The organism is Ensifer sp. EB106-05-01-XG146, assembly GCF_058791875.1.
Genome location: NZ_JBYTDX010000001.1, coordinates 1080978 through 1102698, shown reverse-complemented (window position 1 = coordinate 1102698; position 21721 = coordinate 1080978). Strand labels below are relative to the sequence as shown.

Below are 21721 nucleotides of genomic sequence, written 5' to 3'. Positions count from 1 at the left end.
GCTTGTCCAGTGATTCCGAGGCGGAGGCGGTCATTTCAACGGCAGCTGAAAGCCGAAGTGGCTGCGCGCAAAGCCGAGACGCTCGTAGAACCGATGCGCATCGGTGCGCACGGCGTTGGACGTGAGCCTTACCTTCTTTGCGCGCTTCTCCCGCGCCTCGCCGATCGCATGGCGCATCATGCGCTCACCGATCCCACGGCCGCGCATGTCCGCACGCGTCTGGACCGCTTCGACGATCAGGCTGGAGCTTCCACGCCCCGACAGAGACGTGTGCAGCGCGGTTTGAAAAGTGCCGACGACCTGCCCTCCAAGAACCGCAACAAAGAGTGTCTGCAGCGTCGAGGCTTCAATCCGGTCGAAGGCAGCGGCGTAGTCCGAGAAGGCCTCGGGGTCGGTCGTGTCGCCGTGGCCGCCGAGCGGATCATTGGCGAAGAGCGCGACGATTGCTTCGAGGTCCTTACGCTCGGCCTTGCGGATCAAGAGTTCGGTCGCGTCCATGGTTTCCCCGCTCACATCGTTCATCGCCCGCGGATCAAACACCCGGAGGTAACGGCGCGATGACAGAGCCGCGCCTCTCAAGCTTATCCACAGGCATGCGAAACTTCAGGCAATCGGACGGATCGCCTAGCCGAGAAGCGGCTTTTCCAGAGCGATGGCCGGCAGACCGGACGGGTCGTCAACCGGGGTCTCGCCCACTTCGGCAAAGCCGTGCGCGCGATAGAAGGTGAGCGCGTGCAGGTTCTGCGGCTCGACCTCGACGCGCATGCGCTCGGCGTCCGGGAAGCAGGTTTCGAGTTCGGCGAAGATATCGCGGCCGACGCCCTGGCGCTGGAACTTCGGAAGGACATAGAGCTGGTGCAGCACCACCGTCTTGGCTTGCGTGTCGGACATCGCCGCATAGCCCATGCCGCCCAGCTGCCCTCCATCGTCGGCAACAAGAAACTCGGCGTTCTTGCGCGCGAGTCGGGCTTTGAGCGCCGGCAGCGAATGCCAGCGCTCCGTGAGTTCGTTGACCTTCTCGACACCGTAGAAAGTGTCATAGGTCGCGTGCCACGTTTCGATCAGCAGAGCGCGAACCTTCTCCAGGTCGCGCTCGCTTGCCGTGCGCACGAAGAACATCGTTATTCCTCGATGCCGAGCTTGGCCTTGACGAGCGCCTGTACGGCCTGCGGGTTGGCCTTGCCGCCGGTCGCCTTCATCACTTGGCCGACGAACCAGCCGGCGAGCGAAGGCTTGGCCTGCACCTTGGCGACCTGATCCGGGTTGGCGGCGATGATCTCGTCGACGGCCTTCTCGATGGCGCCGGTGTCGGTCACCTGCTTCATGCCGCGCGCTTCAACGATCTCGGCCGGGTCGCCGCCCTCGTTCCAGACGATCTCGAAGAGGTCCTTGGCGATCTTGCCGGAGATGGTCTCGGCCTTGATGAGATCGATGATGCCGCCGAGCTGTGCCGGGGAAACCGGAGTCTCTTCAATGGCTTTGCCGGCTTTGTTCAAGGCACCGAGCAGGTCGTTGATGACCCAGTTGGCGGCAATCTTGCCGTCGCGCCCTTCGGCAACCGCCTCGAAATAATCGGCGATCGACTTTTCGGAGACGAGCACCGAGGCGTCATAGACCGAGAGGCCGAGGTCGCGCACGAAGCGCTCCTTCTTGTCGTCGGGCAGTTCCGGCAGGTCGGCCTTCAGCGCCTCGACGAAAGCATCGTCGAACTCCAGCGGCAGCAGGTCCGGATCCGGGAAGTAGCGGTAGTCGTGCGCGTCTTCCTTGGAGCGCATCGAGCGGGTCTCGCCCTTGTTCGGGTCGAACAGGCGGGTCTCCTGGTCGATGCTGCCACCGTCCTCAAGAATGCCGATCTGGCGGCGTGCTTCGTATTCGATCGCCTGGCCGATGAAGCGGATCGAGTTGACGTTCTTGATTTCGCAGCGCGTGCCGAAACCCTCGCCCGGACGACGCACGGAAACGTTGACGTCGGCGCGCATCGAGCCTTCGTCCATGTTGCCGTCGCACGTGCCGAGATAGCGCACGATCGAGCGCAGCTTCGTCATGTAGGCCTTGGCCTCATCCGACGAGCGCATGTCCGGCTTGGAGACGATCTCCATCAGCGCCACGCCCGAGCGGTTGAGGTCGACATAGGACATCGACGGATGCTGGTCGTGCATCGACTTGCCGGCATCCTGTTCCAGATGCAGGCGCTCGATGCCGATCTCGACATCCTCGAACTGGCCCTGACGATCCGGGCCGACCGAAATGATGATCTTGCCCTCGCCGACGATCGGATCCTTGAACTGCGAGATCTGATAGCCCTGCGGCAGGTCCGGATAGAAATAGTTCTTGCGGTCGAAGATCGAGCGATTGTTGATCGCGGCCTTGAGGCCGAGACCGGTGCGCACCGCCTGCTTCACGCATTCCTCGTTGATCACGGGCAGCATGCCGGGCATAGCGGCATCGACCAGCGAGACGTTCGCATTCGGCGCATTGCCGAACTCCGTCGATGCGCCCGAGAACAGCTTCGAATTGGAAAGCACCTGGGCATGGACTTCCATGCCGATGATGACTTCCCAGTCGCCAGTGGCGCCGGGGATGAAGCGTTTCGGATCGGGGGTGCGGACGTCGACAATGCTCATATCATGCTCTTCTTTGAAGCCTGAATTCTTGGTTTCTCGGTAGAACAATTGGTCCGCCGGTGCAAGTTGTTCGGCTGGATCAGAAGCGCCATATGCAATCTCATGCGGACGGCGAGCCTCTCTTAACCACCGTTTAGCGCCTATCGGCAAGACTTCGCTCATGTCCATCGGCCCTGCCCTGCTCTCGTTCGCAATTCTCGTCAACTTGGCGGCCTTCGGGCTGTTCTGGTACGACAAGCGAGCGGCGCGCTCCGGCCGACGGCGGATCAGCGAGCGGACCCTGCTCACTCTCGCCTTTTTCGGCGGCAGCCCGGGAGCGATGACGGCGCGCCATATCTTCCGACACAAGACGCGTAAGGAACCCTTTCGCACGCGCCTCGCGTTGATCATCGTCTTGCAAGTGGCGCTGGCGGCCATTGGCACCCTGGCGTTGCAATGACACCTTGACGCGCGAACGACGGCCTTTTAGGAAGGCACCGTTCTATTGGAGTTTTTATGTTCCGTTCTTCGCCTGAGTCCCGGTAAAGCCCGTCCGCGTAATCCGCTTTGATTGCGCGCACGGGCCGGAAACGTCACCCCGCATCTTCAGTAATTTGCGGAACGTTTTCCTGCGTTCAAACGAACGCGATTCCGGAACATTCGGACAATGGACATCTCGCGCGCAGAACAGCGCATTCTTCATCATTTGGCCCAGGGCGGCCGCATCGAAATCACCCGCGACGACAAGGCGATCACCGAAATCCGGTGCTTCACCCGTGACGGCTGGGTCTATCCCGGCTTCGACCTCGAACTTTTCCGCAAATTGAAGCGGAAGAAGGCGATCTCATCGTCCGGCGGAAAACCCTACCGCATCACGGAACGCGGGCTGCAGCTCGTGCGCTCCGAACTTAACAACCGCTAGCGGCGAATACGAACGATACCGGGCATGCCAGCATGCCCGGTATCGTCAGATGCGTACTTTACTTTACGGAAAGCGACTTACGTTGCGTGAGCGCTCGACGGGGCAGCGCATTGCACGCGGTCGCGGCCCGCAGCCTTCGCCTGGTAGAGCGCGCGGTCGGCCGCAAGCAGCAAGCCGTCGAGACCGGTGTCGCGGGTCATGACTTCGGCAGCGCCGATGCTGATGGTGACGTCGATCCTTCCGCCCTGCTCCAGGTCGATATGGAGCGCGCGCACGGCCTCGAGCAGTCGCTCGGCGACCTTGAGCGCATCAGTCGGGGATTGCCGAACCAGCACAACGGCAAACTCTTCTCCGCCAAGCCGACCGACGAGATCCTCAAAACGCAGCGTCCCGCGAACGGCGCCTGCGACCGAGACCAGCACCTGATCGCCCACGGCGTGACCATAGGTGTCATTGATCGCCTTGAAGCGGTCGATGTCGAGCATCATCACCACCGTCCCGCCTTTTCGGGCGACCGGCGCTGCGATCAGCGCGGCCGCGCGCGCCATGAAGGTCGCGCGCGCCAGGCACTGGGTCAGAAAATCATAATCGACCGCATGGGACAGGCGCCCGATCAGCGCCCGTCGTGCGGCATCGACGCTGGCGACCGCCAGCGGGCAGAGCGCAAGAAGGGTCGTCCCCAGCCGGGTGGAGGTGAGCGTCTCCTCGGCCACGCCGCTGACGCCGAGATGCAGGGCGCCGGAGGCAACGGCAATCTGCGTCAACACACAGACGATCGCCGTCAGGATCGTCACCGGGAACAAGCCATAGCTGAGCGCGCACCACAAGAGTGCCGGCACCGGGAAAGCGAAAGCGCCTGGGCCGCCGATGACGAGCGCCGCAGCGCAGGACAAGACCAGGGAGACGAACGGCCAGACGGTTGCAGAAGCAGAGGCCGTTGAAACCGTCATTCTCGTGGCACGGGATCGCAAACCGTCTTCAGGAAGCGGCGCTGCCAGGAAAACCGGGAGCAGAACCACATAATTGACCAGCTCGGTGGTGAGCCAGGCGACGAATGCGTCCGCGACGGGTTTGCCGAAGGACAGGTGAACCGCGACCGCTCCGACGAGCGAGGCGCCCATCGCCGCCAGGGAGGAGGCAGCGAACATGTAAAGGACCGAGCGCGCCCGGCGCAGGTGCCGATGCTCCGGCGAAAAGCGGCGATAGAGCAGGAAGCCGATGACGACGCCGACCATGTTGGCCGCATTCAGCGCCGCAGCTTCATAGAGATCCGCGCCGGTCACCAGGTCCGCAAGAACGTAGGCCAATGCCGCCGTCAGCCATCCAGCCGGGCTGGCGAGCGACGGTTTTCTGATCAGCAGACCGAGCAGGATCGCATTTGCCGGCCAGATCGAAGCCAGCATGCCGACCGGGCGACTCAAGATGCCGAGCACGCAGGCGGTGAAGACGATCACGCACAGGCCGGCAAGCCAAAACGAATGGTGGAAAGGTCTCAGAACCAACGGTCGCGGAACCGTTTTATCCAGCATCTGCAACAAGCGCCCCCCTTGCGGTGCCCCACCACCACGTCATACCCCATAATATTTCATGGGCCTAATGAATGCGGTGTGAATAGGCCAGCCGGCTTTGCGCGTGGCTGCCATGCATGAGGTGGCGGGGTGTCAATGATCCGGGCTTTGCTCCAGAGATTTGCTCAGACCGATGAAGGCAACGTCGCTGTCGAGTTGCGGCGCATAGGCGGTCGACAGCCAACTCACGCCATAGCCGTGATTGCGGAAGAAGCGCACGGCGCGGTCGTTGCGCGCGTGCGTCTTGGTGGTGGCCGCGTCGAATCCGTCCGCAGCAATACGACGCTCGATCTCAGCAAGCAGCAGCCCGCCGAAGCCCCTGCCCTGGAGCTGCGGCTCGATCCACAGATCGGAGATCGCATTGTCGAAGTTCTCGCACGCCACCCAACCGCAGATGGCGCCCTCGCCTTCGACGAGCAAAACGGAAAGCCAGTGATCGAACAGAAAACGGAGAAATGCGGCCTCGGCCACGCGCCGCATCTTTTCGCCATCGGCGAGGCCCGCAATTGCCGACTGCCAGGATCTAAGGCCGATTTCGGCCAGCCGGTCGACGTCGCCGGCGCGGGCATGGCGGATGACGGGCATGACGCGGTCTCCTTCCGCGATGCAACCGAAGAAGAAAGGGCGGTACCTAGTCGGTACCGCCCCTCAAGAGTTTACCACCACTTGGTGGGTGTGAAGCGGCCGGCCGCCTGTTCGATCACATGCGCGGTCTTGAACAGCGTTTCTTCCTCGAACGGCTTGCCGATCAGCTGCAGGCCAAGCGGCAGGCCCTTGTGGTCGAGACCGCCGGGAACGGCGATACCGGGAAGGCCGGCCATGTTCACCGTCACCGTGAAGATGTCGTTGAGGTACATCTTGACCGGATCGGATGCCAGATCCTCGTCGGCGATGCCGAAGGCAGACGACGGCGTCGCCGGCGTCAGGATGGCGTCAACGCCGGCGTGGAACGCCAGTTCGAAGTCGCGCTTGATCAGCGTGCGCACCTTCTGTGCCTGCAGATAGTAGGCATCGTAGTAGCCGGCCGAAAGCACGTAGGTGCCGATCATGATGCGGCGCTTGACTTCGTGACCGAAGCCGGCTGCGCGCGTCTTTTCGTACATGTCGACGATGTCCTTGCCGTCTACGCGCAGGCCGTAGCGAACGCCGTCATAGCGGGCAAGGTTCGAGGAGGCCTCGGCCGGAGCGACGATGTAGTAGGCCGGCAGCGCGTATTTCGTGTGCGGCAGGGTGATGTCGACGATCTCGGCACCGGCTTCCTTCAGCCAGGCAATGCCCTGCTGCCAGAGCGTTTCGATCTCTTCCGGCATGCCATCGACGCGGTATTCGCGCGGAATGCCGATCTTCATGCCCTTGATCGACTTGCCGATCGCGGCTTCGTAATCAGGCACCGGCAGATCGACCGAGGTCGTGTCCTTGGCGTCGACGCTTGCCATCGACTTCAGGAGGATCGCGGCATCGCGCACGTCACGGGCGATCGGGCCTGCCTGGTCGAGCGACGAGGCGAAAGCAACGGTGCCCCAGCGCGAGCAGCGACCATAGGTCGGCTTGATGCCGACGGTGCCGGTGAAGGCTGCCGGCTGGCGGATGGAGCCGCCGGTATCGGTGGCGGTCGCGCCGGCGCAGAGATGCGCGGCAACGGCTGCGGCGGAACCACCGGAGGAGCCACCCGGCACGAGATCCAGATTGGAGCCCTTGGCGCGCCACGGGTTCTTGACCGCGCCGTAGTAGGAGGTCTCGTTCGACGAGCCCATGGCAAACTCGTCCATGTTCAGCTTGCCGAGCATGACGGCGCCGTCGTTCCAGAGGTTCTGGGTCACGGTCGATTCGTAGCGCGGCGCGAAACCGTCGAGGATGTGGCTGCAGGCCTGCGTGTGCACGCCTTCGGTAGCGAAGAGGTCCTTGATGCCGAGCGGGATGCCTTCGAGCGCACCGGCCTTGCCGGCGGCGATACGCGCATCCGAGGCCTTGGCCATCTCTCGTGCCTTTTCGGGCGTGACGGCGATGTAGGCGTTGATCGCCTCATTGGCGGCATCGATCGCGCCGAGATAGGCGTCGGTCAGTTCGACGGCGGTGATGTCCTTGGCGGCGAGCTTGGTGCGGGCTTCGGCAATCGTCAGGCTGGTAAGGTCGGTCATGGTAAAATCTGGCTTTCGCAATCAGAAACGTCGGGGCGGCTGGCGGGAGATTACTCGACCACCTTCGGAACGAGGAAGAAATTGCGATCGGAATTCGGCGCATTGGCGACGATGTCGTCGGCCTTGTTGCCGTCCGATACGGTGTCCGTCCGCTTCTTCATATCCATCGGCGTGACCGAGGTCATCGGCTCGACGCCATCGACATTCACTTCGGAGAGCTGCTCGACGAAACCGAGGATGCCATTGAGCTCACCCATCATCCGTTCGGCTTCTTCTTCGCTAACGGCGATACGGGCAAGGCGCGCGACGCGCTTCACGGTGGCAAGGTCTACGGACATGATCGTCTCCGGTAACTGGAACTTCCCCCGCTATAATGGCGCAGGGCGAGCCACGCAACGGGGGAATTGCCGGAGGACCGGGCCTCTTCTCAAAAGGCCCGGCGTAACATCAGATCTCGACGACGCCGCCGACGTGCGGCGTCGCCACCTTGGTCGACGCGCTTTCCATGCCGGCAACGAAGGTTTCCGGGGTCTGGTCGATGATCGGGAACGAGCCGTAATGGCAGGGGATGGCTGTCGAGAACTTGAAGAAGCGCTGGCAGGCCAGGGCCGCAACCGCCCCGCCCATGGTGAAACGATCGCCGATCGGCACGATGCCGATCTCCGGCTGATGCAGCTCGTTGATCAGCGCCATGTCGGAGAAGATGTCCGTATCACCCATGTGATAGAGCGTCGGCTCGTCCTCGAAATGCAGCACCAGGCCGTTGGCATTGCCGAGCGAGTGCGAGACGCCGTCCTCGGTCAGCTGCGCCGACGAATGCAGCGCGTTGACGAAGGTCGTCGAGAAACTACCGAGATTGATCGTGCCGCCGGTGTTCCCCATTTCCAGCGCCTTGACGCCATGCCGGCCGAGCCAGGCGGCAAGGTCGGCATTGGCAACGACCGTCGCGCCCGTCTCCTTGGCGATCGCAATGGTATCGCCGACATGGTCGCCGTGACCATGGGTCAGGAGAATGTGGGTGAGCCCGGCGGTCGCGTCCCGGCGCTCCTCGTCGCGGAACGCCGGATTGCCAGTAAAGAAGGGGTCGATCAGGATTTTGGACTTTGCCGTTTCGATGTGAAAGGCGGCATGGCCGAGCCATTTGATCTTCATGACGATCTCCCTGATGATTTGTCTGTCGCAACAGCATATGGATCAGACAACTCTCCGCGCAAAGATCGAATCGACAATCCCATGGCAATTCTCACCATCGAAGAACTCGCAGCCCAGCTACAGCCGAACCAGGCCATTGCAGGCCTCGACCTTGGCACGAAAACGATCGGCCTCTCGGTCTCCGATCTCGGTCGCCGCTTTGCGACCCCGCGCGAGGTGATCCGTCGGGTCAAGTTCGGCGTGGACGCGGAGGCGCTGCTGTCGGCAGCGACGAAAGAAAAGATCGCGGCCTTCGTCATCGGCCTGCCCGTCAATATGGACGGCAGCGAGGGGCCGCGCTGTCAGGCGACCCGCGCCTTCGTGCGCAACATGGAACAGAAAACGCCCCTGCCCTTCGCCTTCTGGGATGAACGGCTTTCGACCGTCGCGGCCGAGCGGGTGCTGATCGAGATGGACGTGTCACGACGCAAGCGGGCCGAACGCATCGATTCGGCCGCGGCCTCGTTCATTCTTCAGGGCGCGCTCGACAGGCTGGCGTCGCTGGCAAGAGACGGCCTCTCTGACTGAGGGGCCACGGCACCGAAGCGGCGACGATACCACGCCGCGATCTGGCGGCGCTTGCGAAAGCCGATGATGGCGAAAACGATCAGGCTGTCGACGACGATCGCGCGGGCTACGAGCGGCGGAATGGTTTCCGGCGGGATGCCGAGGACATTGCCGTAGATCTGGAACACCAGATCATGGGTTTGCCGCGTCAGCATGAAGAAGCCGAAGCTCATGTCGTAGTACGACAGGCCATACCAGGAGCCCAGCAGCAGGATCGGCCCGCCCCAAAGGATCAGAAACCACTTCATGCGGCCCCCCTTTCCGAGATCTGCCGAAAGACAACTGGGTAAATCGCGCGGTCAGCCAGCACGGCGGCCACAAGAACCATCGCGGGAACTGCGATATCTAGCGCCAGTCCGGCAAAAAACATCATCATGATGATCATAAGACCAGTTCTCACCGAACCGCTCCATTCCGGAATCCATTAAAATGCCGGATCAATCTCCGCCCTTGCGGCGACCCGCGCAACGTAAACCATTTGTTAAGGTTAATTTTCACAGGGCAGTCCGGTCGCGGATCCTTGAAGGCGGGACACTCCCGTTTGATCGCCGCCTCGTGCCACTAGCGCATTCCGGTCGGCGATGATTTGAGGTAGCGATAGACGTCCCGCACGCAGGCCCTCCCCCATGACCGTCGTCTTTGAAAGCATCCTTCCCGTCTTCCTGCTGGTCCTGCTCGGCGCCTGGCTCAAGCGTTCGACCTTGATCGATCAGAGTCTTTGGCTCGGGCTCGAGCAATTCGGCTACTTCATCCTTTTCCCGTCGCTGTTGTTTTCGACGCTCGCCCAGGCCGATTTTGCCGGATTGAAGGCCGATGCGACGGCGATCGCAACGATCGGAAGCGTCAGTTTGATGTCGGTCTTCGTGCTGCTGTTGTGGCCGATGCTGCGGAACCGCCAGGTATCAGGTGCATCCTTCACCTCGGTCTTCCAGACTGCGACACGCTGGAATGGGTTCATGGCGCTGGCGATCGCGCAGAAACTCTATGGCCCGATCGGCCTGACACTGACCGCCCTGGTGATGACGCTCGTGATCATCCCGATCAATCTCTACAATATCGGTGTTCTCGTCTGGTTTGGTGGTGGCAATCGCGACTTCCGCCGCTTCTTCGCCAAGATCGTCTCCAATCCGCTGATCGTCGCCTCGGTGCTCGGTATTCTCGTCAACATGAGCGGATTGAAGATCTACGGCCCAGTGATGGCCACGATCGATATGCTGGCAAGCGCCTCGCTCAGCCTCGGCCTGGTGATGGTCGGTGCGGGCCTGCGGGCATCCGATGCGCTCAAGCCCAGCAGGACGGCGTTGCTCGCGGTCTTCCTCAAGCTGATCGTGATGCCGGTCTTCATGGTGAGCGCGAGCTACCTGCTCGGCATTCGCGGCGATGCTCTGCTGGTCATCGCGCTCGGCGCGGCCGTGCCGACCGCGATGAACGGCTATCTACTGGCCAAGCAGATGGATGGCGACGCCGAACTCTATGCGGCGGTCGCGACCGTCCAGACGGTCGTTTCGTTCTTCACGATACCGCTCGTGCTCTGGCTGACGGCTTACGCCGCAGGGGGCTGACGGCTTACGCCGCAGGGGGCTGACGGCTTACGCCGGACGTCCTGCGGCTCAGGCCGCAGGGGGATAGAGAAGGTCCAGGATGTAGGCGGAATCGAAGCGCGAATCGAGCATGCCGTAGGTCGAGCGCCACCCGGCAGCCAGGCGCGATTCGAGGAAGGCATCGGCAATGCGACCGGCACCGAGACGGTAGAGCTCGGCGGCAGCGGCGGCGAGCGCCAGTTGCTCGACCAGCATGCGGGCCGCACCCTCATCACGCTCGCACAGCGACATGGCCGCGCGCAGCACGTCGATCGTCTTGCGACCGGACGGGCCGAGATCGCGGGCCAGCACGACGAAGAGCTGCTCGAACAGATCCTTGCCCTTGGCGAGAACCCGCAGCACATCCAGCGCCATGACGTTGCCGGAGCCTTCCCAGATGGCATTCACAGGCGCTTCGCGGTAGTGGCGCGCCAGTGCTCGCTCTTCCACATAGCCGTTGCCGCCGAGGCACTCCATCGCCTCATAGATCAGAGCCGGCGCGATCTTGCAGGCCCAGTATTTCGCAACCGGCGTCATGATCCGCGCGTAAGCCGCGTCTTCCACGCTGCTGCGCGCCTTGTCGAAGGCTTCGGCCAGGCGGAACGAAAGTGCGCTTGCCGCGGCAACGTCGAGCGCCATGTCGGCGAGCACGCGCGTCATCATCGGCTGGCTGACGAGCGGCTTGCCGAAAACCTTGCGGCCGCGGGTATGATGTACGGCTTCGGCAAGCGAGGCGCGCATCATGCCGGCGGAAGCGAGCGCGCAGTCGAGCCGCGTCAGCGTCACCATGTCGAGGATCGTGCGGAGGCCTGCATCCGGCGCGCCGAGAATGAAGCCGAACGTGTCTGAGAACTCGACCTCGGAAGACGCATTGGAGCGGTTGCCGAGCTTGTCCTTCAGCCGCTGGAACCGCAGGCCGTTGGCGCTGCCGTCTTCCAGGAGCCTCGGTACCAGGAAGCAGGCAAGCCCTTCGCGGGTCTGCGCCAGCATGACGAAAGCGTCGCTCATCGGCGCCGACATGAACCACTTGTGGCCATTCAGCCGATAGATGCCCTCGCCCACCCGTTCGGCCGTCGAAGTGTTGGCGCGCACGTCGGTGCCGCCCTGCTTCTCGGTCATGCCCATGCCGACGGTGACGGCCGACTTCTGCATCCACGGACGGTTGGTGGAATCGTACTTTCGCGACAGGATCTTCGGCGCCCACTCCTTCTGCACCGCCGGCGACGCAGTGATCGCTGCAAGCGATGCACTGGTCATCGTCAGCGGGCAGAGATGACCGCATTCGAGCTGCGCCGTCAGATAGAAGCGGATCGCCCGCGTCTTGTGCGACTGGTTGCGCTCGTCCGGCAGATTTTCCCACGCGGACGCGTGCAGGCCCGAGGACATCGAGCGGCGCATCAGCGCATGCCAGGCCGGGTGGAACTCGACGACATCGAGACGCTCGCCGCGCGGCCCGTGGGTCTTCAGCTTCGGCGGACCTTCGTTCGCCATGCGCGCCAGTTCCTGGGCCTCCGGCGAGGTGACGTAGCGGCCGAGCACGTCGAACTCATCGCGCAGCGTCTTGCTCATGCCCGATGTGATGTCGACCACCAGCGGATCGGAGCGATAGGCGTTGACACCGGACCAGGGCTTGGGCTGGTTGAGCTCGGCGAGTTTCTGTTCAGTCCGGTTCATCTGATTCATGGGCCGGTTCTAGCGCAAGTTTCTCGACCACGGAACGGGGCGAAGAAAAGATAGGATCGCCGTTGCAAGTTTTCTGCGGACTGAACCGCGCAAGCCTTGCCGTGCCGGGGACCAGGTCTTATAGAGCGACCACATTTCCAGAGCGCAAGGGCGGCCCATGATCACTTTCCCGCATCGCCACCTGCTCGGCATCAAGGGGCTCACGGAGCAGGATATCACCTATCTGCTCGATCGCGCCGATGAAGCCGTCCAAATCTCCCGTCAAAGAGAAAAGAAGACGTCCACGCTTCGGGGTCTGACGCAGATCAACCTCTTCTTCGAGGCCTCGACCCGCACGCAATCTTCCTTCGAGCTTGCCGGCAAACGCCTTGGCGCCGACGTGATGAACATGTCGGTCGGCAATTCCTCGGTGAAGAAAGGCGAGACGTTGATCGACACGGCGATGACGCTGAACGCCATGCACCCGGACGTGCTGGTCGTGCGTCACTCCTCGGCCGGTGCCGCAGCCCTTCTCGCACAAAAGGTCTCCTGCTCCGTCGTCAATGCGGGCGACGGCCAGCACGAGCACCCAACGCAGGCGCTGCTCGACGCGCTGACGATCCGCCGCGCCAAGGGCAAGCTCTCGCGCATCATCGTGGCGATCTGCGGCGACGTGCTTCACTCGCGCGTTGCGCGCTCCAACATCCTGCTCCTGAACCAGATGGGCGCACGGGTTCGGGTCGTCGCACCGGCGACGCTGCTTCCCTCCGGGATCGCCGAAATGGGCGTCGAAGTCTACCACTCGATGGCCGAGGGCCTGAAGGATGCCGATGTCGTCATGATGCTGCGCCTGCAGCGCGAGCGCATGGCCGGGTCCTTCGTGCCGTCTGTACGCGAATACTTCCACTACTACGGGCTCGATGCGGAAAAGCTGAAGGCAGCCAAGGCGGATGCGCTTGTCATGCATCCCGGGCCGATGAACCGCGGCGTCGAGATCGCCTCGGAAATCGCCGACGGGCCGCAGAGCGTGATCGAACAGCAGGTCGAGATGGGCGTTGCCGTGCGCATGGCGGTTATGGAAACGCTGCTTCTCTCGCAGAACCAGGGGCCGCGCACATGACCAGACCACTCGTTCTGAAGAACCTTCGCATCGTCGATCCCTCGCGCAATCTCGATGAAGTCGGCACTGTTATCGTCGGCGACGACGGCCTTATCCTTGCTGCCGGTGCCGATGCCCAGAACCAGGGCGCGCCGGATGGCGCCTTCGTCAAGGACTGCGCCGGCCTCACCGCCGTTCCGGGCCTCGTCGATGCCCGCGTCTTTGTCGGCGAACCGGGAAGCGAACACCGCGAGACCTTCGAGTCCGCATCGCGGGCCGCCGCTGCCGGCGGCGTCACCACCTTCATCGCCATGCCGGAGACCGACCCTGTCATCGACGACATCGCGCTCGTCGAGTATGTGAAGAAGACGGCGCGCGACAAGGCGCTGGTCAACGTACACCCGGCCGCAGCGCTGACCAAGGGTCTTGCCGGCGAAGAGATGACCGAGTTCGGTCTGCTTCGCGAAGCGGGTGCTGTCTGCTTCACCAATGGTCGTCGCTCGATTCACGACACGCTGGTCCTGCGCCGCGCCATGACCTATGCGCGCGAATTCGGCGCCGTCATCTCCCTTGAGACGCGCGACAAGTATCTCGGTGCCAACGGCGTCATGCACGAGGGCCTGCTTGCAAGCTGGCTCGGCCTTTCCGGGATCCCGCGCGAAGCGGAGATCATTCCGCTCGAGCGCGACCTGCGCATCGCCGGACTGACGCGTGCCGCCTATCACGCCGCCCAGATCTCGGTTCCCGAATCGGCCGCCGCGATCCGTACCGCACGCGAGCGTGGCGCCAACGTCACCTGCGGCGTGTCGATCAACAATCTCGCGCTCAATGAGAACGACATCGGCGAATACCGGACATTCTTCAAGCTTTCGCCGCCGCTGCGCAGCGAGGACGACCGCGTCGGGATGGCCGAGGCACTGGCCGACGGCACGATCGATATCATCGTCTCCTCGCACGACCCGCAGGACGTCGACACCAAGCGGCTGCCCTTTGCCGATGCTGCCGATGGGGCGATCGGCCTGGAAACGCTGGCCGCGGCCGCGCTTCGCCTGCATCACAGCGGCCAGGTTCCGCTGATGCGCCTGATCGATGCGATGTCGACGCGGCCGGCGGCGATCTTCGGTCTCGACGCCGGTACGCTGAAACCCGGCGCCAAGGCCGATATCACCGTCCTCGATCTCGACGAGCCTTGGGTGCTTTACGAAGAGGCGATCGTTTCTCGCTCCAAGAATACGCCGTTTGAAAATGCGCGCTTTACCGGGCGGGTCGTGCAAACCTATGTTGCCGGCAAGCTGGTGCATTCGGCCTAAGCCGAAAGCGGTCGCGCGGGAGGGGAACCGGTGGATCTATTGTCCTGGCAGCTTGGGCTGCCCTTTACGCTCTTAAGCCTTGCCTTAGGCTATCTCCTTGGCTCGATCCCGTTCGGACTGATCCTGACGCGCATGGCCGGGCTCGGCGACGTGCGCAAGATCGGCTCCGGCAATATCGGCGCGACCAATGTGCTGCGAACCGGCAACAAGAAGCTTGCTGCCGCAACGCTGTTGCTCGATGCCCTGAAAGGCTCCGCCGCAGCGTTCATCGCATCCTACTGGGGCGTCGAGGCGGGAATCGCCGCGGGCTTTGCCGCCTTCATTGGCCATCTCTACCCGGTCTGGCTTGGCTTCAAGGGCGGCAAGGGTGTCGCCACCTATATCGGCGTCCTGCTCGGCCTTGCTCCCCTCATGGTGCTTGCCTTCGCGGTCATCTGGCTCGGCATGGCGAAAATCAGCCGCTACTCCTCATTGTCCGCCCTGGTTGCAACGGCTATCATTCCGGTTCTACTTTACGCGGCAGGCAACGAGAAGGTCGCCCTCCTCTTTACCGCCATGACGGTCATCACCTGGGTGAAGCACCGCGCCAACATTCGGCGGCTGCTCGCCGGCACGGAAAGCAAGATCGGAGACAAGGGATAATGTCTGAGGCCAGCGCAGGACGAAACGGAGTGGCGCTGACCGAACGACAGAAGATATCCTGGCTCCGGCTCATTCGCAGCGACAATGTCGGCCCCATCGCCTTCCGCGACCTGATCAACCATTTCGGCACCGCTGAAAACGCGCTGGATGCACTGCCTGAGCTGTCGAGGCGCGGCGGCACGAAGCAAAGCTATCGCGTGGCGTCCGTCGCCGAAGCCGAACGGGAACTGGAGGCCGCACGACGCCACGGCGCCGTTTTCGTCGGCATCGGCGAAGCGGCTTATCCCTCGGCGCTGCGGCAGATCGACGGTGCTCCCCCTCTGCTCGCGATGAAAGGCGATCTCAGCGCGGCTGGCCGCCCGTCGCTCGGCATTGTCGGCTCGCGCAACGCGTCGGTCAGCGGCGCAAAGTTTGCGGCGATGATTGCGCTCGACGCCGGCCGCGCCGGTTATGTCGTCACCTCGGGCCTCGCACGTGGTATCGACACGGCTGCCCACCGCGCCAGCCTTGATACCGGCACGATCGCTGCCCTTGCCGGCGGTCTCGACCGCCCCTATCCGCCCGAGAACGTGGGCCTGCTCGAAGAAATCACGGCCGGTCGGGGCCTCGCGATCAGCGAAATGCCTTTCGGCTGGGAGCCACGGGCGCGCGACTTTCCGCGCCGCAACCGGCTGATCGCCGGCATCAGCCTCGGCGTTGCGATCGTCGAGGCCGCGCACCGCTCCGGCTCGCTCATCACCGCGCGCTACGCCGCCGATTTCGGCCGGCTCGTTTTTACGGTTCCCGGCTCGCCGCTCGATCCGCGCTGCCATGGCACCAACGATCTCCTGAAACAGGGCGCGATCGTCACGACCGGCCCGGATGACGTGATCGAGGCGCTGGCGCCACTCAGCCAGCTGGAGCTGCCGCTGCCGGGCGTGCGGGAACCGGATGGTCAGGCGCGGGCTGGTGTTCCGGCGAGCGCGAGCGACGGCGACCGCGCCGCGGTCAGCACCGCGCTCGGCCCGACGCCGGTCGAGATCGACGATATCGTCCGCCACACCGGGCTTTCGCCGGCTCAGGTCTATCTGCTTCTGCTGGAACTTGATCTGGCCGGTCGGCTTGATCGCCATGCTGGCGGCCTCGTGTCGCTCGCGACGCCCGAATGATAACAAGCCACAGCCACAGGCGGGCACGCCAGCGGGACCAATCACGCGTTTCAGATCGCAGATTCAGCGTGTTTCCGCATGGTTCGCCCACTGGCCTCTCTTCGTTATTTTGGGCGAACCCCCTTGACCCCGTTCGAATCCCTGTCCATTTCGGGGCGTCGATATCAGGCGAAGTACGGCGCAAACGGCGCTGACGCCGAACCAGGACCGGTTGTCTCAGAAAATGACGATGAATGTTGTAGTGGTGGAATCGCCTTCCAAGGCAAAGACGATCAACAAGTACCTGGGCCCCGGCTACAAGGTACTGGCTTCGTTTGGTCACGTGCGCGACCTGCCGGCGAAGGACGGTTCGGTCCGTCCCGACGAAGACTTCGAGATGTCCTGGGAAGTCGACAGTGCCTCGGCGAAACGCATGAAGGACATCGCCGACGCGGTCAAATCCGCCGACGGCCTCATTCTCGCAACCGACCCGGATCGCGAAGGTGAAGCGATTTCCTGGCATGTGCTTGACCTTCTGAAGAAGAAGAAGGTGCTCGGCGACAAGCCGGTCAAGCGCGTGGCCTTCAACGCCATCACCAAAAAGGCCGTTCTCGAAGCAATCGCTCATCCGCGCGACATCGACACCTCGCTGGTCGACGCTTACCTGGCGCGCCGCGCACTCGACTATCTCGTCGGTTTCAACCTCTCGCCGGTGCTCTGGCGCAAGCTGCCGGGCGCCCGCTCGGCTGGCCGCGTGCAGTCGGTGACGCTGCGCCTCGTCTGCGATCGTGAAAACGAGATCGAGCGCTTCATCTCCGAGGAGTACTGGAACATCTCGGCGCTCTTGAAGACGCCGCGCGGGGACGAGTTCGAGGCGCGTCTCGTTTCGGCCGATGGCAAGCGTCTTGCGCCGAAGGCTGTCGGCAACGGCGAAGAAGCAAATCGTCTCAAGACCCTGCTCGATGGCGCCGCCTATGTGGTCGATAGCATCGAAGCAAAGCCGGTCAAGCGCAACCCGTCGCCGCCTTTCACCACCTCGACACTGCAGCAGGCCGCCTCCTCCAAGCTCGGCTTCTCCGCTTCGCGCACCATGCAGGTCGCGCAGAAGCTCTATGAAGGCGTCGACATCGGCGGCGAGACGGTCGGTTTGATCACCTATATGCGTACCGACGGCGTGCAGATGGCGCCGGAAGCGATCGAAGCCTCGCGCCTTGCGATCGCCAGCCAGTTCGGCGACCGCTATCTACCGGAAAAGCCGCGCTTCTATTCGACCAAGGCGAAGAATGCCCAGGAAGCGCACGAGGCCATCCGCCCGACCGATTTCAACCGGACGCCGGACCAGGTTCGCCGTTTCCTCGATGGCGACATGCTCAGGCTCTACGACCTCGTCTGGAAGCGCGGCATCGCCAGCCAGATGGCATCGGCCGAGATCGAGCGTACGACCGCGGAAATCACTGCGGACAATGGCGGCCAGAAGGCAGGTCTGCGCGCCACCGGCTCGGTCATCCGCTTCGACGGCTTCATCGCTGCCTATACGGATGCCAAGGAAGACGGCGAACAGACTGACGACGGCGACGAGGATGGCCGCCTGCCGGAGATCAATGCGCGCGAAAACCTCGCCAAGCAGAAGATCAACGCCTCGCAGCATTTCACTGAGCCGCCGCCGCGCTATTCCGAAGCAAGCCTGATCAAGAAGATGGAAGAGCTCGGCATCGGCCGTCCCTCCACTTATGCCGCCACCGTCACGACCCTGCTCGATCGCGACTACATCACCAACGACAAGCGCAAGCTCATCCCCCAGGCCAAAGGACGGCTGGTGACGGCGTTCCTGGAAAGCTTCTTCACACGCTATGTCGGCTACGACTTCACCGCGTCGCTCGAAGAAAAGCTCGACCAGGTCTCCGCCGGCGAGGTCAACTGGAAAGACGTGCTTCGCGACTTCTGGAAGGATTTCTTCGCCCAGATCGAGGAAACCAAGGAACTGCGCGTAACGAACGTGCTCGACGCGCTGAACGAGGAACTGGCGCCGCTGGTCTTCCCCAAGCGCGAGGACGGCGGCGATCCGCGCATCTGCCAGGTCTGCGGCACCGGCAAGCTGTCGCTGAAGCTCGGCAAGTACGGCGCCTTCGTCGGCTGCTCGAACTATCCGGAGTGCAACTTCACCCGCCAGCTTTCCTCCGACAGCAACGGCGAGGAGGCGGCGGTCTCGAACGAACCGCAGGCGCTCGGCAAGGATCCGCATACCGGCGAGGAAATCACGCTCAGGAGCGGCCGCTTCGGCCCCTATGTCCAGCGTGGCGACGGCAAGGAAGCCAAGCGCTCGAGCCTGCCGAAGGGCTGGACGCCGTCGACGATCGACCATGAGAAGGCGGTCGCGCTGCTGTCGCTGCCGCGCGATATCGGTGCCCATCCGGAATCCGGCAAGATGATCTCAACCGGGCTTGGCCGCTACGGACCGTTCGTGCTGCACGACGGCACTTATGCCAACCTCGAATCGATCGAGGACGTCTTCTCGATCGGCCTCAATCGCGCCGTCTCGGTTCTCGCCGACAAGCAGTCGAAGGCCGGGGCCGGCCGGGGCCGCACCGCTGCCGCGTCGCTCAAGGAACTCGGTGATCATCCCGACGGTGGCCCGATCACCGTTCGTGACGGCCGTTACGGCCCCTATGTCAACTGGGGCAAGGTCAACGCCACCCTGCCGAAGGGCAAGGATCCGCAGTCGGTGACGGTCGAGGAGGCACTTGTGCTGATCTCGGAGCGTGCTGCCAAGGGCGGAACGGCCAAGGGGAAGGCGACCAAGGCCAAGACGACCAAGGCAGCGGCGAAGTCCGAGGACGGCGCCAAGGCGACCAAGGCTAAGGCCAAGGCGCCCGCCAAGAGCAAAACAAAGACGGCCGCCAAGGCCAAGAAGGACTGATCTTGACCAGAATACCGCGCGACCCGACCGAACAGTCCGGCAAGAGAAGCCAGGGCAAGAAGCCTGCTCGCGCGGCAAAGGCCGGATCGGCCCAGCCAAGCGAACCGATCATCCACGGCGCGGTCCCGCCGCGTGACGTGCTGATGCGCTTCATCGCTGAAAACCCGGACCGCGCCTCCAAGCGCGAAATCGCCAAGGCTTTCGGCCTGAAGGGCGAAACCCGTGTCGAACTCAAGGCCCTGCTGAAGTCGCTGGAAGTCGACGGTCTGGTCGAAAAGAAGCGCAAGTCGCTGGTGCGTCCGGGCGCCCTGCCCCCGGTGACCGTGCTCGACATCACCATCCGCGATGTCGATGGCGAGCTGATCGGCCGCCCGGCCGAATGGCTCGACGACGACGGCGTCGCACCGGCGGTGCTGATCAAGCAATCCGCCGTCGCCAAGGGTAAGGGCAAGGCTCCGGTGGGCGGTCTCGGCGACCGCGTTCTCGCCAAGATCTTCCCGGCCAAGGAACGGGGCGGCCCGGCCTATACGGCGCGCATCATCAAGGTGCTGGACAAGCGCAAGGATGCCGTGCTCGGCGTCTTCCGCTCGACGCCCGGCGGCGGTGGCCGCCTGATGCCGATCGAAAAGCGCGGCGAGGAAATACTTGTTGATCCGGAGTTCACGGGCAACGCTGAGGACGGCGATCTGGTCGAGGTGCAGCTGTCACGTCTCGGCCGTTACGGTCTGCCGCGCGCGCAGGTGCAGACCGTCATAGGTTCGGTCGCCTCTGAGAAGGCGATCTCGATGATCGCCATCCATGCCCACGGCATTCCCCACGTTTTCCCGGAACGGGTGATCGAGGAGGCGAACGCCGCAGGCCCCGCCACCATGGCGCACCGCGAGGACTGGCGCACGCTGCCGCTGATCACCATCGATCCGGCCGACGCCAAGGACCATGACGACGCCGTTTATGCGGAGCCGGATCCGTCCGAGGACAATCCCGGCGGCGTCATCGTCACGGTGGCGATTGCCGACGTCTCCTACTACGTGCGTCCGAAGTCCGCTCTGGACCTTGAAGCACTGAAGCGCGGCAACTCGGTCTACTTTCCCGATCGGGTCGTGCCAATGCTGCCCGAGCGCATCTCCAACGACCTCTGCTCGCTCAAGGAAGGCGTCGATCGCCCGGCGCTTGCCGTGCGCATGCGCTTCTCCAAGGAAGGCCGGAAGGCCGGCCATACCTTCCATCGCATCATGATGAAGAGTGCGGCAAAGCTCTCCTACCAGCAGGCGCAGGCAGCGATCGACGGCAATCCGGACGACAAGACCGGGCCGATCCTCGAGACGATCCTGAAGCCACTCTGGGAAGGCTATCGCATCCTCACGCGCGGCCGCGACCGGCGCCAGCCGCTCGAGCTCAACATGCCCGAGCGCAAGATCATCCTGAAACCCGACGGTACGGTCGACCGTGTCTTCGTTCCCGAACGCCTCGACGCGCACAAGCTGATCGAGGAAATGATGATCCAGGCGAACGTTGCCGCCGCCGAGACGCTGGAGCAGAAGCGCCAGGTGCTGATCTACCGCATCCACGACCAGCCCTCGCTTGCCAAGCAGGAAAGCCTGCGTGAATTCCTGGCGACGCTCGACATCTCGCTCGTCAAGGGCGGGAACATGCGCTCGAACCACTTCAACGGCATCCTCGCCAAGGCCGAAGGCAAGCCCTTCGAGACCATGGTCAACGAGATGGTGCTGCGCTCGCAGAGCCAGGCGATCTACAGCCCCGAGAACATCGGGCACTTCGGCCTCAACCTTTTGAAGTACGCGCATTTCACGTCTCCGATCCGGCGCTATGCCGACCTGATCGTGCACCGGGCGCTGGTTGCCTCGCTCGGCCTTGGCGAAGGCGGGCTGACACCGCAGGAAGAGGCCGTACTCGACGACATCGCCGCCGAGATCTCGACTTTCGAGCGCCGTGCCATGGCCGCCGAGCGCGACACGGTCGACCGACTGATCGCGCATCATCTCAACGGTCGCGTCGGGGAGGAATTCGACGGCCGCGTTTCCGGTGTCACCAAGGCGGGACTCTTTGTCACCCTGCCGGCCTATGGCGCCGACGGCTTCGTTCCGATATCAACACTTGGACGCGACTACTTCATCTACGATGAGGCGCATCAGGCGCTTTCCGGCGAGAAGACCGGGCTCGGCTATCGCCTGGGCGATCCGGTACGCGTCAAGCTCGTCGAGGCCGTGCCGCTTGCCGGTGCGCTCCGCTTCGAGATGATCAGCGAAGGACGCAAGATGCCGACGGCAACGCGCTCCTTCCACAAGTCCGGTCGCAGGGATCGCACCGGCGCCCGGAAGAAGCCGGGAACACGGCCGCCGCGCGGCCGGCGATAGGGTCCCGATAGGACAGAGGA

21 protein-coding genes are annotated in these 21721 nt (G+C 63.5%); 10 read left to right on the top strand and 11 right to left on the bottom strand.

Going from position 1 to position 21721, the window contains the following annotated elements; all coding sequences use genetic code 11:
• Positions 1 to 30: 30 nt before the first annotated feature.
• From AC3WVQ_RS05280 to gatB, 3 genes are all read right to left on the bottom strand, one after another.
• Positions 31 to 522, bottom strand: coding sequence for a GNAT family N-acetyltransferase (locus AC3WVQ_RS05280; RefSeq protein ID WP_244546708.1), 492 nt, complete (start codon positions 520 to 522; stop codon positions 31 to 33).
• A 102-nt stretch (positions 523 to 624) separates the two neighbouring features.
• A complete protein-coding gene (locus AC3WVQ_RS05275) occupies positions 625 to 1119 on the bottom strand; it encodes a GNAT family N-acetyltransferase (protein ID WP_090294496.1) in 495 nt (164 codons plus the stop codon).
• Between the two features lie 2 nt (positions 1120 to 1121).
• Complete coding sequence (gene gatB / locus AC3WVQ_RS05270) at positions 1122 to 2624, bottom strand: Asp-tRNA(Asn)/Glu-tRNA(Gln) amidotransferase subunit GatB (RefSeq protein ID WP_034795650.1); 1503 nt, start codon at positions 2622 to 2624, stop codon at positions 1122 to 1124.
• A gap of 160 nt (positions 2625 to 2784) precedes the next feature.
• Here gatB and AC3WVQ_RS05265 point away from each other — a divergent pair, with 160 nt between their 5' ends.
• Positions 2785 to 3063 carry a DUF1294 domain-containing protein gene (locus tag AC3WVQ_RS05265; protein WP_090294497.1) on the top strand — a complete coding sequence of 93 codons (279 nt, stop codon included), beginning with the start codon at positions 2785 to 2787 and terminating at the stop codon, positions 3061 to 3063.
• Between the two features lie 207 nt (positions 3064 to 3270).
• Entirely contained in the window at positions 3271 to 3525 is a 255-nt protein-coding gene (locus AC3WVQ_RS05260) for a YjhX family toxin (protein ID WP_034795416.1), read from the top strand.
• Between the two features lie 77 nt (positions 3526 to 3602).
• Here the strand turns inward: AC3WVQ_RS05260 and AC3WVQ_RS05255 are convergent, their stop codons facing one another.
• The 5 genes from AC3WVQ_RS05255 to AC3WVQ_RS05235 all read right to left on the bottom strand — a co-directional run bounded on the left by AC3WVQ_RS05255 (position 3603) and on the right by AC3WVQ_RS05235 (position 8383).
• Positions 3603 to 5054 carry a GGDEF domain-containing protein gene (locus AC3WVQ_RS05255; RefSeq protein ID WP_090294499.1) on the bottom strand — a complete coding sequence of 484 codons (1452 nt, stop codon included), beginning with the start codon at positions 5052 to 5054 and terminating at the stop codon, positions 3603 to 3605.
• A gap of 132 nt (positions 5055 to 5186) precedes the next feature.
• Complete coding sequence (locus tag AC3WVQ_RS05250) at positions 5187 to 5678, bottom strand: GNAT family N-acetyltransferase (protein WP_060522219.1); 492 nt, start codon at positions 5676 to 5678, stop codon at positions 5187 to 5189.
• Between the two features lie 71 nt (positions 5679 to 5749).
• Positions 5750 to 7231, bottom strand: coding sequence for an Asp-tRNA(Asn)/Glu-tRNA(Gln) amidotransferase subunit GatA (gatA, locus tag AC3WVQ_RS05245; protein WP_110818445.1), 1482 nt, complete (start codon positions 7229 to 7231; stop codon positions 5750 to 5752).
• A 50-nt stretch (positions 7232 to 7281) separates the two neighbouring features.
• Positions 7282 to 7569 (bottom strand): Asp-tRNA(Asn)/Glu-tRNA(Gln) amidotransferase subunit GatC, encoded by a 288-nt coding sequence (gene gatC / locus AC3WVQ_RS05240; RefSeq protein WP_034795408.1) that lies wholly within the window; start codon positions 7567 to 7569, stop codon positions 7282 to 7284.
• Between the two features lie 109 nt (positions 7570 to 7678).
• Positions 7679 to 8383 carry a metal-dependent hydrolase gene (locus AC3WVQ_RS05235; RefSeq protein ID WP_034795392.1) on the bottom strand — a complete coding sequence of 235 codons (705 nt, stop codon included), beginning with the start codon at positions 8381 to 8383 and terminating at the stop codon, positions 7679 to 7681.
• 81 nt (positions 8384 to 8464) lie between these two features.
• On the opposite strand from AC3WVQ_RS05235, the gene ruvX reads away from it, so the two are divergent.
• A complete protein-coding gene (gene ruvX, locus AC3WVQ_RS05230) occupies positions 8465 to 8950 on the top strand; it encodes a Holliday junction resolvase RuvX (protein WP_034795390.1) in 486 nt (161 codons plus the stop codon).
• On the opposite strand, the gene AC3WVQ_RS05225 is transcribed toward ruvX, so the two are convergent.
• Positions 8896 to 9237 (bottom strand): DUF6105 family protein, encoded by a 342-nt coding sequence (locus AC3WVQ_RS05225; protein ID WP_077961535.1) that lies wholly within the window; start codon positions 9235 to 9237, stop codon positions 8896 to 8898. The genes ruvX and AC3WVQ_RS05225 overlap by 55 nt on opposite strands.
• On the bottom strand, positions 9234 to 9374 hold the full coding sequence (locus AC3WVQ_RS05220; protein WP_181432565.1) for a hypothetical protein: 141 nt from the start codon (positions 9372 to 9374) through the stop codon (positions 9234 to 9236). The genes AC3WVQ_RS05225 and AC3WVQ_RS05220 overlap by 4 nt, the downstream gene beginning before the upstream one ends.
• Positions 9375 to 9615: 241 nt before the next feature.
• On the opposite strand from AC3WVQ_RS05220, the gene AC3WVQ_RS05215 reads away from it, so the two are divergent.
• Positions 9616 to 10551 (top strand): AEC family transporter, encoded by a 936-nt coding sequence (locus AC3WVQ_RS05215; protein WP_110818446.1) that lies wholly within the window; start codon positions 9616 to 9618, stop codon positions 10549 to 10551.
• 48 nt (positions 10552 to 10599) lie between these two features.
• Here the strand turns inward: AC3WVQ_RS05215 and AC3WVQ_RS05210 are convergent, their stop codons facing one another.
• Positions 10600 to 12252 carry an acyl-CoA dehydrogenase family protein gene (locus AC3WVQ_RS05210; protein WP_060583555.1) on the bottom strand — a complete coding sequence of 551 codons (1653 nt, stop codon included), beginning with the start codon at positions 12250 to 12252 and terminating at the stop codon, positions 10600 to 10602.
• Positions 12253 to 12409: 157 nt separating this feature from the next.
• On the opposite strand from AC3WVQ_RS05210, the gene AC3WVQ_RS05205 reads away from it, so the two are divergent.
• The 6 genes from AC3WVQ_RS05205 to rnr all read left to right on the top strand — a co-directional run bounded on the left by AC3WVQ_RS05205 (position 12410) and on the right by rnr (position 21701).
• Positions 12410 to 13351, top strand: a complete 942-nt coding sequence (locus AC3WVQ_RS05205; protein ID WP_110818447.1) for an aspartate carbamoyltransferase catalytic subunit — start codon at positions 12410 to 12412, stop codon at positions 13349 to 13351.
• Entirely contained in the window at positions 13348 to 14640 is a 1293-nt protein-coding gene (locus tag AC3WVQ_RS05200; RefSeq protein ID WP_090294505.1) for a dihydroorotase, read from the top strand. Before AC3WVQ_RS05205 ends, AC3WVQ_RS05200 begins: the two co-directional genes overlap by 4 nt.
• Before the next feature lie 30 nt (positions 14641 to 14670).
• On the top strand, positions 14671 to 15282 hold the full coding sequence (gene plsY / locus AC3WVQ_RS05195; protein WP_077961540.1) for a glycerol-3-phosphate 1-O-acyltransferase PlsY: 612 nt from the start codon (positions 14671 to 14673) through the stop codon (positions 15280 to 15282).
• Complete coding sequence (gene dprA, locus AC3WVQ_RS05190; protein ID WP_090294507.1) at positions 15282 to 16430, top strand: DNA-processing protein DprA; 1149 nt, start codon at positions 15282 to 15284, stop codon at positions 16428 to 16430. Before plsY ends, dprA begins: the two co-directional genes overlap by 1 nt.
• A 229-nt stretch (positions 16431 to 16659) precedes the next feature.
• Complete coding sequence (gene topA, locus AC3WVQ_RS05185; protein ID WP_060522211.1) at positions 16660 to 19326, top strand: type I DNA topoisomerase; 2667 nt, start codon at positions 16660 to 16662, stop codon at positions 19324 to 19326.
• Between the two features lie 2 nt (positions 19327 to 19328).
• Positions 19329 to 21701: a ribonuclease R gene (rnr, locus tag AC3WVQ_RS05180; RefSeq protein WP_060583547.1), complete on the top strand. Its 2373-nt coding sequence runs from the start codon at positions 19329 to 19331 to the stop codon at positions 21699 to 21701.
• Positions 21702 to 21721 lie beyond the last annotated feature (20 nt).

What these genes read in the sequence shown, in the direction of transcription:
- AC3WVQ_RS05280 (WP_244546708.1), bottom strand. Translation starts at nt 522, where the DNA reads ATGAACGATGTGAGCGGGGAAACCATGGACGCGACCGAACTCTTGATC.
- AC3WVQ_RS05275 (WP_090294496.1), bottom strand. Translation starts at nt 1,119, where the DNA reads ATGTTCTTCGTGCGCACGGCAAGCGAGCGCGACCTGGAGAAGGTTCGC.
- gatB (WP_034795650.1), bottom strand. Translation starts at nt 2,624, where the DNA reads ATGAGCATTGTCGACGTCCGCACCCCCGATCCGAAACGCTTCATCCCC.
- AC3WVQ_RS05265 (WP_090294497.1), top strand. Translation starts at nt 2,785, where the DNA reads ATGTCCATCGGCCCTGCCCTGCTCTCGTTCGCAATTCTCGTCAACTTG.
- AC3WVQ_RS05260 (WP_034795416.1), top strand. Translation starts at nt 3,271, where the DNA reads ATGGACATCTCGCGCGCAGAACAGCGCATTCTTCATCATTTGGCCCAG.
- AC3WVQ_RS05255 (WP_090294499.1), bottom strand. Translation starts at nt 5,054, where the DNA reads ATGCTGGATAAAACGGTTCCGCGACCGTTGGTTCTGAGACCTTTCCAC.
- AC3WVQ_RS05250 (WP_060522219.1), bottom strand. Translation starts at nt 5,678, where the DNA reads ATGCCCGTCATCCGCCATGCCCGCGCCGGCGACGTCGACCGGCTGGCC.
- gatA (WP_110818445.1), bottom strand. Translation starts at nt 7,231, where the DNA reads ATGACCGACCTTACCAGCCTGACGATTGCCGAAGCCCGCACCAAGCTC.
- gatC (WP_034795408.1), bottom strand. Translation starts at nt 7,569, where the DNA reads ATGTCCGTAGACCTTGCCACCGTGAAGCGCGTCGCGCGCCTTGCCCGT.
- AC3WVQ_RS05235 (WP_034795392.1), bottom strand. Translation starts at nt 8,383, where the DNA reads ATGAAGATCAAATGGCTCGGCCATGCCGCCTTTCACATCGAAACGGCA.
- ruvX (WP_034795390.1), top strand. Translation starts at nt 8,465, where the DNA reads ATGGCAATTCTCACCATCGAAGAACTCGCAGCCCAGCTACAGCCGAAC.
- AC3WVQ_RS05225 (WP_077961535.1), bottom strand. Translation starts at nt 9,237, where the DNA reads ATGAAGTGGTTTCTGATCCTTTGGGGCGGGCCGATCCTGCTGCTGGGC.
- AC3WVQ_RS05220 (WP_181432565.1), bottom strand. Translation starts at nt 9,374, where the DNA reads ATGATCATCATGATGATGTTTTTTGCCGGACTGGCGCTAGATATCGCA.
- AC3WVQ_RS05215 (WP_110818446.1), top strand. Translation starts at nt 9,616, where the DNA reads ATGACCGTCGTCTTTGAAAGCATCCTTCCCGTCTTCCTGCTGGTCCTG.
- AC3WVQ_RS05210 (WP_060583555.1), bottom strand. Translation starts at nt 12,252, where the DNA reads ATGAATCAGATGAACCGGACTGAACAGAAACTCGCCGAGCTCAACCAG.
- AC3WVQ_RS05205 (WP_110818447.1), top strand. Translation starts at nt 12,410, where the DNA reads ATGATCACTTTCCCGCATCGCCACCTGCTCGGCATCAAGGGGCTCACG.
- AC3WVQ_RS05200 (WP_090294505.1), top strand. Translation starts at nt 13,348, where the DNA reads ATGACCAGACCACTCGTTCTGAAGAACCTTCGCATCGTCGATCCCTCG.
- dprA (WP_090294507.1), top strand. Translation starts at nt 15,282, where the DNA reads ATGTCTGAGGCCAGCGCAGGACGAAACGGAGTGGCGCTGACCGAACGA.
- topA (WP_060522211.1), top strand. Translation starts at nt 16,660, where the DNA reads ATGAATGTTGTAGTGGTGGAATCGCCTTCCAAGGCAAAGACGATCAAC.